This is a genomic window from Nonomuraea insulae, assembly GCF_042656245.1.
The window spans coordinates 178,059-196,020 of record NZ_JBHSPA010000045.1 but is presented as its reverse complement, the minus strand read 5'-3'; the positions used below and the strand labels follow the sequence as shown (position 1 = coordinate 196,020).

The 17,962-nt window shown below is 70.6% G+C and carries 18 protein-coding genes and 1 riboswitch; of the genes, 7 read left to right on the top strand and 11 right to left on the bottom strand.

Annotation, left to right across the window (positions count from 1 at the left end; genetic code table 11):
• Positions 1 to 42: 42 nt before the first annotated feature.
• A complete protein-coding gene (locus ACFPZ3_RS35290) occupies positions 43 to 276 on the bottom strand; it encodes a DUF397 domain-containing protein (RefSeq protein WP_225267775.1) in 234 nt (77 codons plus the stop codon).
• Positions 277 to 415: 139 nt separating this feature from the next.
• Positions 416 to 1,294, bottom strand: a complete 879-nt coding sequence (locus ACFPZ3_RS35285) for a helix-turn-helix domain-containing protein (protein WP_379518648.1) — start codon at positions 1,292 to 1,294, stop codon at positions 416 to 418.
• A gap of 201 nt (positions 1,295 to 1,495) precedes the next feature.
• Between ACFPZ3_RS35285 and ACFPZ3_RS35280 the strand changes: the two genes are divergently transcribed.
• Positions 1,496 to 1,897 (top strand): ATP-binding protein, encoded by a 402-nt coding sequence (locus tag ACFPZ3_RS35280; protein ID WP_379518647.1) that lies wholly within the window; start codon positions 1,496 to 1,498, stop codon positions 1,895 to 1,897.
• Positions 1,898 to 1,903: 6 nt separating this feature from the next.
• On the opposite strand, the gene ACFPZ3_RS35275 is transcribed toward ACFPZ3_RS35280, so the two are convergent.
• Positions 1,904 to 2,530, bottom strand: a complete 627-nt coding sequence (locus ACFPZ3_RS35275; RefSeq protein ID WP_379518646.1) for a phosphoribosyltransferase — start codon at positions 2,528 to 2,530, stop codon at positions 1,904 to 1,906.
• A 49-nt stretch (positions 2,531 to 2,579) separates the two neighbouring features.
• Complete coding sequence (gene rsgA / locus ACFPZ3_RS35270; RefSeq protein WP_379518645.1) at positions 2,580 to 3,677, bottom strand: ribosome small subunit-dependent GTPase A; 1,098 nt, start codon at positions 3,675 to 3,677, stop codon at positions 2,580 to 2,582.
• A gap of 288 nt (positions 3,678 to 3,965) precedes the next feature.
• Here rsgA and ACFPZ3_RS35265 point away from each other — a divergent pair, with 288 nt between their 5' ends.
• The 3 genes from ACFPZ3_RS35265 to ACFPZ3_RS35255 all read left to right on the top strand — a co-directional run bounded on the left by ACFPZ3_RS35265 (position 3,966) and on the right by ACFPZ3_RS35255 (position 6,689).
• Positions 3,966 to 4,514 (top strand): sigma-70 family RNA polymerase sigma factor, encoded by a 549-nt coding sequence (locus ACFPZ3_RS35265; protein ID WP_379518644.1) that lies wholly within the window; start codon positions 3,966 to 3,968, stop codon positions 4,512 to 4,514.
• Positions 4,511 to 5,242: an anti-sigma factor family protein gene (locus ACFPZ3_RS35260; RefSeq protein ID WP_379518643.1), complete on the top strand. Its 732-nt coding sequence runs from the start codon at positions 4,511 to 4,513 to the stop codon at positions 5,240 to 5,242. Before ACFPZ3_RS35265 ends, ACFPZ3_RS35260 begins: the two co-directional genes overlap by 4 nt.
• A gap of 223 nt (positions 5,243 to 5,465) precedes the next feature.
• Entirely contained in the window at positions 5,466 to 6,689 is a 1,224-nt protein-coding gene (locus tag ACFPZ3_RS35255; RefSeq protein ID WP_379518642.1) for a CHRD domain-containing protein, read from the top strand.
• Positions 6,690 to 6,853: 164 nt separating this feature from the next.
• On the opposite strand, the gene ACFPZ3_RS35250 is transcribed toward ACFPZ3_RS35255, so the two are convergent.
• Genes ACFPZ3_RS35250 through ACFPZ3_RS35225 form a run of 6 tightly spaced genes read right to left on the bottom strand, consistent with a single transcriptional unit; the run spans position 6,854 to position 13,368 of the window.
• Entirely contained in the window at positions 6,854 to 7,840 is a 987-nt protein-coding gene (locus ACFPZ3_RS35250) for an ABC transporter ATP-binding protein (protein ID WP_379518641.1), read from the bottom strand.
• Positions 7,841 to 8,812 (bottom strand): ABC transporter ATP-binding protein, encoded by a 972-nt coding sequence (locus ACFPZ3_RS35245; RefSeq protein ID WP_379518640.1) that lies wholly within the window; start codon positions 8,810 to 8,812, stop codon positions 7,841 to 7,843. It abuts the gene before it with no gap.
• Positions 8,809 to 10,056, bottom strand: coding sequence for a threonine synthase (locus tag ACFPZ3_RS35240; protein WP_379518639.1), 1,248 nt, complete (start codon positions 10,054 to 10,056; stop codon positions 8,809 to 8,811). The genes ACFPZ3_RS35245 and ACFPZ3_RS35240 overlap by 4 nt, the downstream gene beginning before the upstream one ends.
• Positions 10,053 to 10,907, bottom strand: coding sequence for an ABC transporter permease (locus ACFPZ3_RS35235; protein WP_379518638.1), 855 nt, complete (start codon positions 10,905 to 10,907; stop codon positions 10,053 to 10,055). The genes ACFPZ3_RS35240 and ACFPZ3_RS35235 overlap by 4 nt, the downstream gene beginning before the upstream one ends.
• Positions 10,907 to 11,824, bottom strand: a complete 918-nt coding sequence (locus ACFPZ3_RS35230; protein ID WP_379518637.1) for an ABC transporter permease — start codon at positions 11,822 to 11,824, stop codon at positions 10,907 to 10,909. The genes ACFPZ3_RS35235 and ACFPZ3_RS35230 overlap by 1 nt, the downstream gene beginning before the upstream one ends.
• Positions 11,821 to 13,368 carry an ABC transporter substrate-binding protein gene (locus ACFPZ3_RS35225; protein ID WP_379518636.1) on the bottom strand — a complete coding sequence of 516 codons (1,548 nt, stop codon included), beginning with the start codon at positions 13,366 to 13,368 and terminating at the stop codon, positions 11,821 to 11,823. The genes ACFPZ3_RS35230 and ACFPZ3_RS35225 overlap by 4 nt, the downstream gene beginning before the upstream one ends.
• Before the next feature lie 114 nt (positions 13,369 to 13,482).
• On the opposite strand from ACFPZ3_RS35225, the gene ACFPZ3_RS35220 reads away from it, so the two are divergent.
• From ACFPZ3_RS35220 to ACFPZ3_RS35210, 3 genes are read left to right on the top strand one after another with little or no spacing between them, the layout of a single operon-like run.
• Entirely contained in the window at positions 13,483 to 14,223 is a 741-nt protein-coding gene (locus ACFPZ3_RS35220) for an IclR family transcriptional regulator (RefSeq protein ID WP_379518635.1), read from the top strand.
• Entirely contained in the window at positions 14,220 to 15,272 is a 1,053-nt protein-coding gene (locus ACFPZ3_RS35215; protein WP_379518634.1) for a serine hydrolase domain-containing protein, read from the top strand. Before ACFPZ3_RS35220 ends, ACFPZ3_RS35215 begins: the two co-directional genes overlap by 4 nt.
• Positions 15,269 to 16,408, top strand: coding sequence for a hypothetical protein (locus ACFPZ3_RS35210; protein ID WP_379518633.1), 1,140 nt, complete (start codon positions 15,269 to 15,271; stop codon positions 16,406 to 16,408). The genes ACFPZ3_RS35215 and ACFPZ3_RS35210 overlap by 4 nt, the downstream gene beginning before the upstream one ends.
• A gap of 185 nt (positions 16,409 to 16,593) precedes the next feature.
• On the opposite strand, the gene glyA is transcribed toward ACFPZ3_RS35210, so the two are convergent.
• Positions 16,594 to 17,844 carry a serine hydroxymethyltransferase gene (gene glyA / locus ACFPZ3_RS35205; protein WP_379518632.1) on the bottom strand — a complete coding sequence of 417 codons (1,251 nt, stop codon included), beginning with the start codon at positions 17,842 to 17,844 and terminating at the stop codon, positions 16,594 to 16,596.
• Positions 17,845 to 17,869: 25 nt separating this feature from the next.
• A riboswitch (ZMP/ZTP riboswitch) is annotated at positions 17,870 to 17,952 on the bottom strand.
• Between the last annotated feature and the right edge of the window lie 10 nt (positions 17,953 to 17,962).

The window sequence follows — 17,962 nt, the reverse complement described above, 5'->3', positions numbered from 1 at the left end:
ACCCATCGCCAGGCGGACCGTAACCCGGCGATGGGAATGGTCTCAGACGATGAGGTCGTCGAACTCGCCGTCCTTCGCCCCGAGGACGAACGCGGTGATCTCAGCCTGGGTGTAGACCAGTGCGGGTCCTTCGGGAAAGCGTGAGTTACGCATGGCGATCTCCCCCGTGGGTAGGTTCGCGACTTCGACGCAGTTGCCGTTGGGGTTGCTCCGCTTGCTCTTGCGCCAGACGACGGGAAGGCGGCCGGCGGGCGTTCCGTTCAGGAACTCATGCATGGGGGCAGCTCCTCGCGATCTTGCGGATGCACGTGCATCCGTGTTTGCGAGCTGACAATACGGCAGCACGAAGTGCTCCATATAGCGGACGACCAAAAATCCCGATATGGAGTGGATCACAGGGAGTTTCAGCAGCTCATCAGGAAATGAGACGTTCCAGGAAGCGCCTGGTCGCTTTGGGCTCCTCCGCCTGGATGCTGAGCCGGTCCATGACTTCCATGTAGTGGTCGGAATCGGCGAACTTGTCCAGGTAGAGGGCGCTGGTGAGCTGCTCCATGTAGACGACGTCGGGCAGCTCGCGCTCGGGGAAGCGCAGAATGCTGAAGGGGCCGCCGGCCGCCGCGTGGCCGCCGCGGTCGAACGGCATGATCTGCACCGTGACGTTGTGCTCGGCCGTGATGTCCAGCAGATAGGCGATCTGCTCCCGCATCGTCTCCGAGCCCCCGAGCGTGCGGCGCACGACGGCCTCGTCGATCACGGCCCAGAGCGTCAGCCCGCTCTCCAGCCGCTTCTGCCGCGTCGTGCGCAGCGCCACCCGGCGGTCCAGCTCGGCCTTGGGCGCCTTCTCGTGGGCCAGCTCGATCACCGCCCTGGCGTAGACGGGAGTCTGGAGAAGGCCGGGGACGAACTGGTTCTCATAGGTACGGATGCTGGACGCGGCGCCCTCCAGGCCGATGTACACCTCGAACCAGGCGGGCAGCAGGTCGCCGTACTTGTGCCACCAGCCGGGGGCGTTGGCCTGCTTGGCCAGGGCCAGGAGGGGCTCGCGCTCGGCGGGGTCGGTGACGCCGTACAGGGTGAGCAGGTCGGCCACGTCGCGCTGCTTGAAGCTGACCTGTCCGAGCTCCAATCGGCTGATCTTCGCATGAGATGCGCGAATCGAGTATCCGGCGTCCTCTCGCGAGATACCCTTCTCCGTACGGAGCCTGCGTAGTTGGGTCCCGAGCAGGATCCGCAGCACTGTGGGGCTTCCCGGCGAATAGCTGAGAAGCTTGCCTTCGGCGCTCTGTGCGCTCACTCCGCCGCTCCTAGATCCTCTGCACGTGCAGATGCTCTTGGCATCCGTAAACTACGAAAAGTCTTGCATCGGTAAGCACTCCCCGTAAAGATGGGCATTAGATCACCAGACCGCGCATCGGGGGCCAGAATGACGACTTTCGACGCCCGGCCGCAAGCCGCCATCGGCACTCGGCCACCGGGATGGCTTTCCTCCGTCCTCGTGGAGGGACGTGCCAGCGAGTGTGATGCTGTTTTCCCGTTTCATCAACATACTGCGCTGGAGCCCGCCTGTGTGGCGACGGCCCGGCACTTCGTCGATCAGACGCTCGGCGCCTGGGGAGCGGTGGAGCTGGCCTTCGACGCTCAGCTGGTGGTCTCGGAACTGGTGACCAACGCGATGCGGCACGGGGGCGGGGCCGCGCAGCTCCGGTTGTTGTCCCATCGCGCGGAGCTGGCGTGCGTGGTGACCGATCACAGCCACACCGTGCCGGTCACGGCCGCGCCCGACGTGTTCTCCGAGTACGGGCGGGGGCTGCGGCTGGTGGACGCCCTCTGCACCGCCTGGGGCTGGCTCTCCCCCGGCGGCGCCCGCAAGCTCGTCTGGGCCATCATCGCCACCTGACCCGCGTCAGTCCCTGCCGAGCAGACGCAGCACGTCGGCGTCGCTGAGCTGGTCGAAGTGGTCATACCACTGGCCGACCGCCCTGAAGTCGACGGGTGTCAGCAGCACGACCACCTCGTCGGCCTCCTCCCGCAGTGACTCGACGGTCTCACCGGCCCCGACGGGAACGGCCAGCGTCAGCTTGGCGGGCCCGGCCCCGCGAACCGCCCTGAGCGCGGCCCGCGCGGTGCCGCCGGTGGCCAGGCCGTCGTCGGCCACGATCACCTCCCTGCCTTCGAGCACGGGCAGGGGCCGGTCGCCGCGGTAGGCGCGCACCCGGCGGGCCAGCTCGCCGCGCTCCCGCTCCACCACGTCGGCAACGTCCTCGGGCGTCATCCCCAGCCGGTGCAGCAGCGCCAGGTCGAGCACCGGCTCACCGCCCTCGGCTATCGCGCCGACGCCCAGCTCGGGCGTCGGCGGATAGCCGATCTTCCTGGTCACGAGCACGTCGAGGACGGCGTCGAGCTTGCGCGCGATGGGCACCGCCACCGCCACCCCGCCGCGCGGCAGGGCCAGGATCACCGGGTCGTGCGCGTCCTGCAGCCGCTCGGCCAGCAGCTCCCCCGCCTCGGCCCGGTCCGCGAAGAACTCCATGACCGGTGCCTACCCGCTGAGACCCGCTCATCCCGGCCGGCGTGCGGCTTTACGGCCGGTTGCGGCCCGAGCGGCGCATCTCCTTGGTGATGAGTTTCCACTTGTTCTGCTGTTCCTTACGCAGCCGCGCATCCGTGCGGGACGCCATCCACGCCGCCTCCCGCTGCAGCTTGCGCCAGCTCTCCAGCCGCCGCTCCGGCAGTTCGCCGCTCTCCAGGGCGATCAGCACCGCGCATCCCGGTTCGCCGGTGTGGCCGCAGTCACCGAACCGGCACTGCTCGGCCAGCGCCTCGATGTCGGAGAAGACGAGGTCGACGCCCTGGCCGATGTCGTAGAGGCCGATCCGCCTGATCCCCGGCGTGTCGATGATCAGCCCGCCCCCTGGCAGCGGGATCAGCTCGCGATGCACCGTGGTGTGCCGGCCGCGCCCGTCCGCCGCGCGTACCTGCTGGGTGTCCATGACGCCCTCCCCGGCCAGCGCGTTGACCAGGGTGGACTTGCCGGCGCCCGACGGGCCGAGGATGACGGCGGTGCGGGAGCCGCCGAGGTAGCCGCCGGCCAGGTCCACCCCGTCCCCGTGCAGCGAGGAGACGGCGTGCACGTCCACGCCCGGCGCGGCGACGCGGACGTCGGCGAGCAGGTCGTCGAGGCCGCGCTCGAACAGGTCGGACTTGGTGATGAGCACGACGGGCGTGCCGCCGGACTCCCAGGCCAGGGCGACGAGGCGTTCGATGCGGCCGAGGTCGGCGAAGTCGGTCGAGTGCATGGACGGCTCGGCCACGAAGACGACGTCCACGTTGGCGGCGAGCACCTGGCCCTGACCGTCGCCCGACAGGCCGCCGACCGAGGTGCGGCTGACGCCGCCCCGGACGAAGGCGGTGGCCCTCGGCAGGACCTCGTCGAGTTCGTGGCGGCCCTCGGGCAGCCATCTGAGCGCGGCCCAGTCGCCGACGCACGGCAGGGCCACGGGATCGGCGGCGGACGCGCGGCGGACGCGGGCGCCGTATTTGACGTGGTGCTGACCGTCCGCCGCGATCACTTCGGCGGCGCCGCGGTCGACGCGGGCCACGCGGGCGGGGACGGTGTCGGCGGGCAGCTCCGCGGCGCGGAGGTCGTTCCAGCCGAGCAGAGCAAGATCGTGAGACAACGCAGTGAACCTTTGATTCGAGAAGGCAAGGAACGGGTGGCTTAGATGAGCCCCCGGAGGTGGACCGACAGCACGCTGAACACGGTGACCCGCATAGGTCCTCACCTCCTCGATCATTTTTCCCAAGCGACTCTACGCGGCCTGTCCGCGAGGACGCAATCGGGTTATCTTCCGCGATTCGTTGAACCGTGCCATGGCGGCTGGCCGTACCACCTCCCGACGGACTGAGAAAGGGGAATGATGCGAATCAGCACTTATCCCCCGCCCTCGGCCGAGGGAGCCGCCCCGATGGGCAAGCCGCGCTTACGCCACCTGATCCGGCGCGTACGCCCGGACGACGAGGTGGTCGTGTCCGCGCTCTACCGGGAATATCACCGGCCGCTGCTGGCCTTCGTGATCCGGCTGACCGCGGGCGATCGGCAGTGGGCGGAAGACGTGGTGCAGGAGACCATGATCAGGGCGTGGCGGAGTGCGGAGACACTCGACCGTGATTCGGTCTCTCTGATGCCCTGGCTCGCCACGGTCGCCAGACGTATCGTGATCGATGACCGGCGCCGAAGGGATGCCCGCCCCCAGGAGTCGGGCGATGGAGCGCTGGAGAGCATGCCCGTGCCCGACGAGATGGAGGGAATGCTGCGCCAGGTGGTCGTGTCAGAGGCGCTGAAGGCGTTGTCGCCGGCACACCGCGAGATCCTCAACGAGACGATCTTGCGGGACCGGTCGGTGAACGATGCCGCCGAGGCGCTCGGTATTCCGGTGGGCACTGTGAAGTCCCGTGTCTATTACGCCGTACGCGCGTTGCGCATCGCACTGGAGGAGAGGGGGGTGACGGCGTGACTTCCAGAGTCGAGCACACAGACGTGGGCGCGTACGCGCTCGGGCTGCTGGACGAGGACGACAGGATGGCCTTCGAGACGCACCTCCTCGGCTGCCCGGCCTGCCGGTATGAGTTGTCCGACCTGGCCGGCGTGGCCAGCGTGCTGAGCGGGATCGGGCCCGTCGAGGAGCCAGGCCCCCCTTCTCATGACCGCGAGGGCGACGTGATCGACCTGTTGCACCGCAAGAAGGCGGCCGACAGGCGGACACGGCGGGGGACGTTCGTGATCGGGATGGCGGCGGCGGTCACTCTGGTGGCCGGCGGCCTGACGATCGGGACGCAGCTCGGCGCGGGCGAGGCACCTCAGATCGCACAGGGGCACAGCAGTCATTCGGGGATGAACATGGGCCCGGCGGAGCAGTTCTACGCCGAGGGCCAGCCCAGGGAGGGCAAGGGGGTTGACGGGGTGACCGGCGGCCTGGTCGTCGAGTCGAAGGGGTGGGGCACGCACGCGGCGCTCAAGCTGGCCGGCGTGAAAGGGCCCCTTGAGTGCGAGCTCGTCTCGGTCGGCAAGTCGGGCGAGCGGCGGGTGATGACGGGGTGGTCCGTACCTCCAGCCGGGTACGGAGTACCGGGTTCGCCCGATCCGCTCTACATGCACGGCGGCAGCGCGACCCCGTTGAAGGACATCGATCATTTCGAGGTGGTCACCTCGGCCGGTAAGAAATTGCTCACCATCGCGGCCTGAACGACCGGAGAGAAGCCCTTCCACCGCTGGTGGGAGGGCTTTCTTCATGCCTTCGCGCTTGTGTGTAAATTTACGGACTCACGAGTTGAACCTCACCGGGCCACGGCGCGTACTGCCTGCCGTACCGACCGGAATATCAAGCCCTTTAAGAGGTTTCATCATGTCTATCCGTAAGTTCCTGGTTCCTGGCGCCCTGGTGGCTAGTGCGCTTATCGTCCCGGCTGTGCCGGCGTACGCGTCCGCCGACGACGTCTATCTCGCGGCGGGCCTGCGCGGCACGAACGAGGTCGGCACCCCCGGTGACAAGGACGGCCGCTCGACGGTCGTGCTCAAGATCAGCGGAAACGAGGTGACGTTCGCGGCCCGGTGGAACAAGATCGGCGCACCCACCGCCGGCCACGTGCACGCGGGTGCCAAGGGCGCCAACGGGGACGTCCAGTTCGAGTTCTTCACCGAGTCCCTGCCCGCCTCCGCGCTCGGCGTCACCGGCACCGTCAGGGCCGGCAACGACCTCGTCAAGGCCCTCGTCGACAACCCCGGCTCCTTCTACGCCAACCTGCACGACGCCGCCCACCCCAAGGGCGCGGTACGGGGCCAGTTCCACCGGCTGAACAAGCCCGTCGACCTCAACGGCGTGCTGCACGGCAGCAACCAGGCCACACTCTCCGCCCAGGCGGACGGCGCGCAGGAGGTCGCGGAGAACGACGGCAAGAAGCGCGGCGACGCGGACGGCAGGGCCACGTGGTGGCTGCGCCCGGACGGCTCCTCGATCGCCTACACCGCCACCTGGTCGGGCCTGGCCCGCGTGACGAACGGGCACCTGCACAAGGCCGCCGCGGGCAGGAACGGCCCGGTGGCCGCGGACCTGTTCGCCGCGCCCAAGGGCCTGCCGGCGAACGTGACCGGCCTCGCGGGTGAGGCGAAGGTCCCCGCCAAGGTCGTCAAGCGCATCGCCGCGAACCCGGCCGCGTACTACACGAACCTGCACACCACGGACTTCGACGGCGGCGCGGTACGCGGCCAGCTCTCCGGCGGGTCGTTCACCCACCCGCGCGCCCTCACCGCCGACGTGCTGCGCGGCTCGCAGATCTACGCCTGCACGCAACTTCCCGCGGGCGGCTTCGGCTTCACCCAGTTCGGCGTCTCGGCCAAGCTGCGGCGCTCCATCGACCACTCGTTCGTGGCACCCGCCTCAGGCCCGCCCCAGTGGATCGCCCCGGACGGCAGCGCGGTGCGCGGCACGGTCGTCACCAGAACGCCGAACGGCGACAACATCCCCGAGCTGGTCCTCGACGCCACCCAGTCGGGCGCGAACACGGGCCTGCTCGCGCACACGACGCAGATCCTGCGCCTGAACACGACGGGCGGCGTCGCCCCCACCGGCTCCTGCGACGCGGGCGCGCAGGTCAAGGTCGCCTACGGCGCCGACTACCTCTTCCTGGGCTGAGGCCGGCAGGGGGACGATTCGGTCCCGTCCCCCGAAAGGCCTTTCCCGGCCGGCCAGGCCCGGTCCCCCGGGCCACGGCCGGCCACCGCGACGGGGTAACTCCGGCCCACCCCGATCGCGCCCAGCGCCCCGCCGCACACGAGCCCGTGCGGCGGGGCGCTCGGTCATGTCAGGACGGCGGCGTCGGAGACCGGGAAGAGGCAGGCGGCCGTGTGGCCGGGACTCTCCTGGGGCGCCAGCGGGGGGCGCGTGTCCGCGCACTCGTCGCGGGCGGCCGGGCAGCGGGTGCGGAAGCTGCACCCGGAGGGTGGGTCGGCCGGGGACGGCGGGTCGCCCCTGAGCACGATGCGCCGCCGGGTCCGCTCCACCTTGGGGTCCGCGACGGGCGCGGCCGACAGCAGGCTGTGGGTGTACGGGTGGCGCGGGTCGGTGAACAACGTCTCGGTGTCGGCCAGCTCGACGATCCTGCCCAGGTTCATGACGGCGACGCGGGTGGCGATCTGCCGCATGATCGACAGGTCGTGCGAGACGAACAGGTACGTCAGCCCGCGCTCGGCCTGCAGCCGCTTCATCAGGTTGACGATCTGCGCCTGGATGGACACGTCGAGCGCGCTGACCGGCTCGTCGCAGATGACCAGCTTGGGCTCTATCGCCAGGGCCCTGGCGATGCCGACGCGCTGGCGCTGCCCGCCGGAGAACTCGTGCGGGAACCTGTCCTGGCTGCCCGCCTCCAGCCCGACGGCCTCCAGCAGCTCGGCCACGCGGTCACGGGCCTGGGCCGAGCGGCGGCGCACCCTGCCGTGCGTGACCAGGGGCTCGGCGATGATGTCGCCCACGCGCATGCGGGGGTTCAGGCTGGCGTACGGGTCCTGCAGGACGACCTGCATGTCCTCGCGCACCGACAGCAGCTCCTTGCGCCGCAGCCCGAGCAACTCCCTGCCGTCGAACCAGATCTCACCGCCGCTGGCCTCGACCAGCCGCAGAATGAGCCTGGTCAGCGTGGTCTTGCCACAACCGGACTCGCCGACCAGGCCGAGCGTCTCCCCCGGGCGCACGTCGAACGACACGTCGTCCACGGCGACCACCTTCGAGCGGAACTCCTTGCGCACGCCGCGCAGCGACAAGAGCGGCCGCACCGATTCCTCTGCCATCTACAGGCTCCCTTCCAGCAGGCAGGCGGCGCTGTGCCCCGGGGCGCGCTCGGTCAGCGGGGGCACCTGGACCGCGCACTCGGGCATCGCCAGCGCGCAGCGCGGATGGAAGGCGCAGCCGCCCGGCGGCGCGAACAGGTTCGGCGGGCTGCCGGGGATCGGGTCGAGCGGGGCTCCTCCCGGCACGTCGGAACGGGGCATCGAGCGCAGCAGCGCCCTCGTGTACGGCATGCGGGGAGCCTCGAACACGTCGTCCACGGCGGCCAGCTCGACCGGGCGGCCCCCGTACATGACCAGGACCCGGTCCGCGACGCGGGCCACCACGCCGAGGTCGTGCGTGATGAGCACGATCGCCATCCCGAACCGCTCCTGCAGCCCGGCCAGCAGCTCCATGATCTGCGCCTGGACGGTCACGTCGAGCGCGGTCGTGGGCTCGTCGGCGATGAGGACCTTGGGACGGCAGGCGAGCGCGATCGCGATCATCACGCGCTGGCGCATGCCGCCGGAGAACTGGTGCGGGTAGTCACCCGCCCGGTCGCCCGGGTTGGGGATGCCGACCTCGCGCAGCGCCGCGACGGCCTGGGCGCGCGCCTCCGACCTGGACAGGCCCTGGTGCAGGCGGACGGACTCGGCGATCTGGGCGCCCACGGTCTTGAGCGGGTTCAGGCTGGTCATCGGATCCTGGAAGACCATGGCGATCTCGTTGCCGCGGATCGCGCGCATCTCCCGCTCGGTCAGCTTCAGCAGGTCCCGGCCGCCCGCCAGGATCTCGCCGCCGGTGTAGTGGCAGGGCGGGGTCGGGTGCAGGCGCAGGATCGACAGGGCGGTCGCGGTCTTGCCGCTGCCCGACTCGCCGACCACGGCCAGCGTCTGCCCGGCCTCGACCGACAGCGACACGCCGTTGACCGGCTTGACCGTGCCCGCGTCCAGGCGGAACTCCACGTGCAGATCGTTGATCTCCAGCACGCTCATGTGATCCCTTCCCGGAAGATGCGCAGGAGCTCGGCGGGGTCGGCCCGAACCGTGCCGGCCGGCGGGGGCGCCGCCAGGGCGAGGGCGGAGGGCTGCTTGAGCGCGCCGCCCGTCACCACGCTGACCACCGTGTCGCTCTCCGAGACCCAGCCCTGGGCGCGGGCGCGCAGCAGGGCGGCGGTGGAGGCGGCGGCGGACGGCTCGGCCGACACGCCCTCCTCGCCGAGCAGCCGCATGGCCTCGAACAGGTCATTGTCGTCCACGGCGACCACCCGGCCGCCGGAGTCGTAGACGGCGCGCAGCACGCGCGAGCCGCCCTGGATGGGGGCGTCGCCGGCGATGCTCTGGGCGACGGTCTTGTTCGCGTCGCCGTGGCGGCCGGCGACCGTCTTGCCCTCGGCGAAGGCTCGTACGAGCGGGGCCGAGGCGGCGGGCTGGACGCCCACCATCTTCGGCAGCCGGTCGATGAGGCCCAGCGCGCGCAGCTCGCGAAAGCCCTTCCAGGCGCCGTAGATGCCGCCGCCGGTGCCGACGGGGTGCACCATCACGTCGGGCGCGCGCCAGCCGAGCGCCTCGCAGATCTCGTACGCGTACGTCTTCATGCCCTCGTGCCTGACGGGGTTGATGAAGTTGACGAAGCAGTAGAACCCGGCCTCCGACAGGGCGCTCACCCCGGCGAAGATCTCCAGGCTGGAGCGGTAGCGCAGGCGCAGCACCCGGGCGCCGCTGAGGCTGATCGCGGAGATCTTGGATTCGTTGGCCACGTCCTCGACCAGGACCGTGGCCTCGATGCCGGCCCTGGCGGCGTACGCGGCGAAGGAGGCGCCGGCGTTGCCCGAGCTGTAGGTGAACGCCTGCTTGACGCCCAGCGCCCGGGCGAAGCCGACCGCGACCGAGAAGCCACGGTCCTTGAAGCTGCCGGTGGGCATGAGGGTGTCGTTCTTGATGAGCAGGCCGGGCAGGCCGAGGTGGCGGCCGAGCCTCCTGGTGGGCATCAGCGGGGTGTCGCCCTCGCCGAGGGAGAGGGGCTCGGCGCCGTCGGGCAGCGGGAGCAGGTCCGACCAGCGCCACAGGCCGAGATCGCGGCGACCGGCCGCCCGCTCCACGATCCGCCGGGGTTCGGCGGGACCGAGGTCGTAGCCGATCTCCAGCAGGCCGCCGCACGCCGGGCAGAGCAGCGCCGGAGTCTCCAGCGGCAACGTGGCGTGGCAGTCGTCGCACTTGTAGTGGGTGGCGAGGTTCATCGGTTGTATGCCTTCGGGTCGGCGACGTCGCGGAGCAGGTCGCCGGTGACGTTGATCGCGAGTGTTGTCATCATGATGGCAGCGCCGCTGAAGACCGCTATCCACCAGGCGCTGCGCAGGTAGAGCTGGCCGTCGGCGAGCATGCTGCCCCAGGTGGGCACGCTGGGCGGCACGCCGAGGCCCAGATAGCTGAGCGACGCCTCCGCGACGATCATCGCGGCCACCTGGAGGGTGCCGATGGTGGCCAGGGGGGCGACGAGGTTCGGCAGGAGGTGGCGCCGCATGATCTGCGGGCCGGTGTCGCCGATGGCCCTGGCCGCGGTGACGAACTCGCGCTCCCTGAGCGAGAGCACCTCGGCGCGGACCACGCGGGCGTAGGACACCCAGCCGGTCAGGCCGAGCACCAGGATCAGGAAGAACAGGCTCGGGCCGAGCACCGCGATGATGGCCAGGGCCAGCAGGATCGACGGGAAGGCCAGCTGGACGTCCGCCAGGCGCATGAACACCTGCTCGCGCCAGCCCCGGTAATAGCCGCTGACGACGCCGACGGCCGCGCCGACCACGCCCGAGAGCAGGGTGGCGGTCAGGCCGACGAGGAGCGAGACGCGGGTGCCGTACATGACGCGGCTGAGCACGTCGCGGCCGAGCTTGTCGGTGCCGAGCGGGTAGCCGGGCGCGCTGCCGTCCATCCAGAACGGCGGGCGCAGCTTGAGCCGCAGGTTCTGCAGGTTGGGGTCGTGCGGGGCGATCAGCGGCGCGAGCAGGCCGACGAGCACGACGAGCACGACGACGCCCACGGCGACCTTGGCGGCGTGGTTGCGGCGCAGGGCGCGCAGGGTTGCGGTGAGCATCAGGACAGCCTCACGCGGGGGTCGAGCACGGCGTAGGACAGGTCCACGATCAGGTTCACGATGACGAACACGGCCGCGAGGAACAACACCGTGGCCTGCATCAGCGGATAGTCGCGGTACGTGATCGCCTCGACGGTCAGCCGCCCGATGCCCGGCCAGGAGAAGACCTGCTCGGTGAGGATGGCCCCGCCGAGCAGGCTGCCGACCTCCAGGCCGACCACGGTCACGACGGGCAGGGAGGCGTTGCGCAGGCCGTGCCCGGTGACCGCCCTGAACCCGGACAGGCCCTTGGCCCTGGCTGTGCGGATGTAGTCCTCGCCGAGCACGTCGATCAGCGACGAACGCAGCAGCCTGGCGATCATCGCGGCGGAGTAGAGGCCGAGCGTGATCGCGGGCAGCACCAGGTGGGCGGGCGAGCCGGTGCCCGAGGCGGGCAACCACCGCAGGTTGACCGAGAAGATCAGGACGAGCAGGATGCCCACCCAGAACGCCGGGGTGGACTGGCCGACCAGGACCGAGGCCATGACCGAGGTGTCGGTCGCCGTGCCCCTCCTGACGGCGGCCACGATCCCGGCGGGAACGGCCACGATCAGGGTGAACGCCATGGCGGCCACGGCCAGGTCGACCGTGAGCGGCAGGCGTTCCATGATGACCTCGAACGCGGGGCGGTGGAAGAACACCGACTGGCCGAAGTCCAGGCTGAGCAGGCCCGTCATGTACGAGACGTACTGGTCGGCCAGCGGCCGGTCGAAGCCCAGGCTCGACCTGAGCGCGGCCTCCTGCGCGGCGGTGGCCTCAGGCGGCAACATCTGCTGGACCGGGTCGCCGGCCAGCCTGACGATGAAGAACGACACGGTGGCCACGCAGAACAGGACGAGCAGGGTGTGGCCGACCCTCTTGCCGACGAAACCGATCATGAGAGCTTGGCGGTGGCCATGGCCAGGGTGCCGTTGGCGTTGGTCTTCCACTGGACCCTGTCGCTGACGGCGTACAGGATGCCTGCCTGGTACAGGTAGAGGAACGGTGACTCCTCGATCAGCAGCCCCTGCAGCGCGGTGAACGCCTTCTGCCGCGTGTCCGGGTCCACCGACTGCTCTTCCTTGTCGATGAGCTCGTCGGCCTCGGGGTTGTTCCAGCGGCTCTGGCGGCGGTCGTGCCGGACGAACGACTGCAGGTTGCTGGAGGCGTCCATGGTCCAGCCGGAGTTGCCGACGAAGTACATCTCGCCCAGCGCCTTGCGGTTGTCCGAGACCAGCCGGCCCTTGAACGTGGCCGGATCGAGCAGCGACACCTCGGCCTTGACGCCGACCGCGGCGAGCTGGCCGGAGATGGCCTGCACGATGTCCTTGTCGATGGTGGAGGAGGACAGCTTGAGCGTGAAGCCACCGGCGTGCCCGGCCTCGGCGAGCAGGCTCTTGGCCTTGGCCACGTCGTGCTTGTACGGCTGGACGGCGGCGTCGAAGCCGAACGCCTGCTTCGGGATGAGCGTCGGGGTGCGCTCGGCGGCGCCGTTGAGCACCGAGGTGATCAGGGTGTCCACGTCGAGCGCGTGGTTGAGCGCCTGGCGCACGCGCTTGTCCTTCAGCGGGCCCTCTTCGGTGTCGAGCGAGACGAAATACGTGCGCACGCCCGGCGAGGAGACGACCTTGAACCCGGGGGCGTCGCCGAGCTGCTGCGCGGCGTCGGGGGTCAGGCCGGTCACGATGTCCAGCTCGCCCGACTGCAGCGCGGCCAGCGACGACGACGGGTCCGGCATGACCTTGAAGGTGAGCCGCTCGATGGCGGGCTTGCCGTTCCAGTAGCCGGGGTTGGCCTTGAGCGTGATCTGGCTGTCGCGCTGCCACTGCTCGAACGTGAACGGCCCGGTCCCGACCGGGTGCTCGGCGAAGGCCTTGTCGCCCTTCTCCTTGAGGTACTTCGGCGGCACGATCACCCCGCCGAACAACGACAGCTTCGCCGGCAGGATCGGGTCCGGCTCCTTGGTCACCAGGTCCACCGTGTACGGGTCGATCACCTTCGCGCCGGTGACCAGGCGCAGCTCCACGATCGGGGACTGGGTGGCGGGGTCGATGAGGCGTTCGATGCTGTAGGCCACGGCGGCGGCGTCGAACGGCTCGCCGTTGTGGAAGGTCACGTTCTTGCGCAGATGGAAGCGCCAGGTCTTGTCGCCCTTGGACTCCCAGCGCTCGGCCAGGCCGCCGACCAGTTTGTCGGCGGTGTCCCTGACGGTGAGCGTGTCGAAGATGTTGATCAGGACGTTCATGGAGGGCAGATCGCCCTGCTTGTGCGGGTCGAGAGTGGTCGCGTCCGAGGCGAGCGAGACCCGCAGCGCGGTCGCGGCGTCGCCCTGGCCGCCGCTCGGCGGGCTGGTGCTCGCGCAGGCTCCCAGGGAGATCGCCGCCGCGGCGAGCCCACCGATCTTGAACAGGTCCCGGCGGGTCGGCAATTCGCGGAGGGTCATGACCCCGCCTCCCTTTCATACGTTTCACATGGTGAAATGTCGTATCACGTGGTTGAATATGACTCGTTTCGGTTATGTCCGTCAAGCCTTTTGGGTCAGGTGACAATGAACTCGGTGGAGAAGACCCTGGTCGTCTTAGGGGCCCTGGCCGGCCACGACCAGCCCCGCCGCCTGGCGGACATCGCCCAGCGGACCGGCATCAACAAGACGACCGTGCACCGGATCCTGCAGATCTTCATCGCCCAGGGGTACGCCGTCTCGCACGGCGACGGCACCTACGCCTCGGGCCCGGCGATCCTGGCGCTGGCCGGGGCGGCGCTCACCGACAGGGACATGACCACGCTGGTCCGGCCGATCCTGGAGAACCTGCAGCGCAACACGACGCACACGGTGCACTTCGCCATCCGCAGCGGCTCCTCGGCCGTCTACCTGGCCAAGGTGGAGTCGCAGCAGCCGTACCGGATGGCCTCGCGGGTCGGGACGCAGATCCCGCTGCACTGCACGGCGATCGGCAAGGCGATCCTCGCGAACCTGCCCGAGGAGCAGGTACGCGCCGTGCTGGCGGCCACCGCGCCGCTGATCAGCAACACGCCGAGGACGATCGCGGACCCCGGCCTGCTGATGGCCGAACTGGAGGAGGTCCGGCAGCGCGGCTACGCGATCGACGACGAGGAGAACGAGACCAACGTGCGGTGCGTCGGCGCCGTGGTGCACGACGCGGCCGGGACGGCGGTGGGCGCGGTCAGCGTGGCGGGGCTGACCCTCAACCTGAACGCGGATGACGTGCCGCTGCTCGGCCCGCTGGTGGTGGCCGCCGCCGCCCGGGTCTCGGCGGCTCTGGGGAGGAACGGATGACGGCCGTACGACGCCTGCTGGCGAGAGCGCGGGACGAGGGCGAGTTCTCGGGGGCCGCCTGGGCCTACGGGGGCTCCTCCGGCCCGGTCGAGCAGGGAACGCTCGGCACGCTGAGCAGGGACGGCGGCCCTGCGGGCGAGGACACGCTGTGGGACCTGGCCTCGGTCACCAAGCCGATCGTCGGCCTGGCGGTCATGGCGCTGGTGGAGTCGGGCGAGCTGACCCTGGACGATCCGGTCGCCTTCCACCTGCCGGAATACGCGGGCACCGACAAGGCCGGCGTCACCGTGTCCGAGCTGCTCACCCACACCTCGCGCATCCCCGGCCAGCAGCCCCTCTACCGCCGCTGCGCGACCCGCGAGGAACTGCTCGACGCCCTCGTCCACCTGCCGCTGCGCGAGGAGCGGCGGGTGGAGTACAGCTCGCAGGGGTTCATGATCCTCGGGATGATCGCGGAGAGCGCCGCCGGATCGCCCCTCGACCATCTCGTACGCGAGCGCGTCACCGCTCCCCTGGCCATGGACGGCACGCGCTTCCTGCTTCCCGAGCGGGATCACGCGCGGGCGGCGGCCACCGAGGACTGCCCATGGCGCGGCCGGGTCGTCCAGGGCACCGTGCACGACGAGAACGCCGAGGTGCTCGGGGGCGTGGCGGGCCACGCCGGCCTGTTCGGCACGGTGGCGGACCTGGCCGGGCTGGGCCGGTGGTTGTGCCGGGGAGGCGGCGGGGGTCTGGGCGGCAGCGGTTCGGCCGGCGGGGGCGGCCCTCTCGCGCCGCGCACGCTGGCCGTGATGACCGGGACCAGGACGGGCGGCCGTGCGCTGGCCTGGCAGGCGCACCAGCCGCCCCTGAGCAGCGGCGGCGACCTGCTCACCGCGTCGGCGTACGGGCACAACGGCTTCACAGGGACGAGCCTGTGGGTGGATCCCGAGCTGGACTTCTTCGCGGTGCTGCTCACCAACCGGGTGCACCCGGCGCGCACCTCGGACGCCATCGCCCGCATCCGCAGGACCTTCCACAACGTGGCCGTCACGGAGGCGCTGGCATGATCGTCGGCACGCCCCTGCGGGTGATCGGCTCACCGTCCCCCGCCCGGCTGTCACTCACCGGCGGCACGGCCCGCTTGGAGCCGCTCGGCGAGCCGGCCGGAGACCTGCGGGCGGGGCAGGCGGGTGAAACCGGGGAGTCGCGGGCCGGGCAGGCGGATGAGCTGTGGATCGGGCCCGGCTGGGTGGACCTGCACGCGCACGTCTACGACGCGATGACGCAGATCAGCGTGCCGCCCGACCGGGTGGGCCTGGACGCGGGCGTGCACGTGCTGGCCGACGCGGGCAGCGCCGGCCAGGCCACGATCGACGGCCTGGTCCGCTACGTCCTGCCGGCGGCCAGGACCCGGGTGCGGGCCTGGCTGAACATCGGCTCGCACGGCCTGGTCCACCTGCGCGAGACCGCCGACCCGTCGTTCATCGACGTGGACGCCACGCTGGCCGCGATCCGGCGGCACCGGGACGTGGTGTGCGGGGTGAAGGTGCGATCGAGCGGCGCGATCGTGGGCGCGATGGGCCTGCAGCCGCTGCAGCTCGGCCGCCTGGTCGCCAGGGAGGCGGGCCTGCCGCTGCTGGTCCACGTCGGGGAGGCGCCGCCGCTGATCGACGACGTGCTCGACCTCCTGGACGCCGGGGACGTCGTCACCCACTGCTACCACGGCAAGACCGGCGCGCCCTGGCGCGCCGACGGCACTCCCACCCCGGCACTGGCCCGGGCCCTGGAGCGGGGTGTGCTGCTGGACGTGGGGCACGGGGCCGCCAGCTTCAGCTCAGGCGTGGCGGCGCGCGCGGTGGCGGCGGGCTTCCCGCCGCACACGATCAGCACGGACGTCCACGTACGCAACATCGCGGGCCCCGTCCACGACCTGGCCACCACGATCACCAAGCTGATGGCCTGCGGGATGCCGCTGGACGAGGCGATCGGGGCGGTCACGGTGCGGCCGCGCGAGATCCTGCGAATGGTGGAGCCGTGGCTGGAGGACGACGGCACGGTCGACCACGCCACGATCTTCAGACTCGCGGGCGCCGCCCCCGAGGGCCGCACGTATGTGGACGCCAGGGGCGATGCCCTCGGACCGGACCGGCACGTGGTCCCGGTGGCCACCGTCAGAGCCGGAGCCGTCGCGGACGCATCGTGACCCGGACGAGGTGAGAACCACCGTCACGGCCAAGCGTGCGCCGTGACGGTGGCCGGCCACGTGCGGACTTCAGAAGCGTCCCCCTGGAGGCCCTGAGCCACGTGCGGCGGGTGGGGCCGGCCTGGCTCGCCGTAAAAGATGAAACCAAGCCTGCCACGTGCGGCGGGTGAGACCCGCCGTAGGGGTTACAGGCCGGGGGCGGGGAACTGCGAGGTGAGCTCGCTCACCTCGCGATGCACCCTGGTGATGACGTCCTCGGCGTCGCCCTTGGCCAGCGCGGTGACGACCTCGTCCATCCAGGCGCCGATCTGGCGCATCTCCGCCTCCCCCATGCCGCGCGAGGTGACCGACGGCGTGCCGATGCGGATGCCGGACGGGTCGAACGGCTTGCGGGTGTCGAACGGCACCGTGTTGTAGTTCGTCTCCAGGCCCGCGCGGTCGAGCGCCTGCGCGGCCGGCTTGCCGCCGATGCCCTTGGGCGTGAGGTCGAGCAGGATGAGGTGGTTGTCGGTGCCGCCGGAGACCAGGTCGAACCCGCGCGAGGCCAGCTCGTCGGCCAGGGTCTTGGCGTTGGCGACCACCTGGTGGGCGTAGTCGCGGAACGACGGCTGCGCGGCCTCGTGCAGCGCGACGGCGATCGCGGCGGTGGTGTGGTTGTGCGGGCCGCCCTGCAGACCGGGGAAGACGGCCTTGTTGAGCGCCTTGGCGTGCTCTTCCTGCGTGGCCATGAGCATGGCGCCGCGCGGGCCGCGCAGCGTCTTGTGCGTGGTCGTGGAGATCACGTCGGCGTGGCCCACCGGCGACGGGTGCGCGCCGCCCGCGACCAGGCCCGCGATGTGGGCGATGTCGGCGGCCAGCACGGCGCCGACCTCACGGGCGATCGAGGCGAAGCCCTCGAAGTCGATCGTGCGCGGGATCGCGGTGCCGCCGCAGAAGATCAGCTTCGGCCGGTGCTCCAGCGCGAGCTGCCTGACCTCGTCGAGGTCGATGCGGCCGGTGTCCTTGCGTACGCCGTAACGGACCGGGGTGAACCACTTGCCCGTGGCCGAGACCGACCAGCCGTGGGTGAGGTGGCCGCCGAACGGCAGGCCCATGCCCATCACGGTGTCGCCGGGCTGCAGGAACGCCATGTAGACGGCGAGGTTGGCGGGCGAGCCCGAGTAGGGCTGGACGTTGGCGTAGTTGACGCCGAACACCGACTTGGCGCGCTCGATGGCCACGGTCTCGATCTGGTCGATGACCTGCTGGCCCTCGTAGTAGCGCTTGCCCGCGTAGCCCTCGGAGTATTTGTTGGTCAGCACGGTGCCGGTGGCTTCGAGCACGGCCTTCGACACGTAGTTCTCGGAGGCGATCAGCTTGACGGTGTCGGACTGACGGCGCTCTTCAGCCCGGATGAGCTCAGCGATCTGCGGGTCGACGCTAGCGAGAGAACTCATGACTCTCCAGTCATCGTTGACGATCTGCGAAGACCCAGGCGCACGGCCTCCGCTCCTTTCGCTCCCCGGTGGTCGATCCCACCCAATGCGCCAGTCGCGTCTCGCCCTAGACGATAGC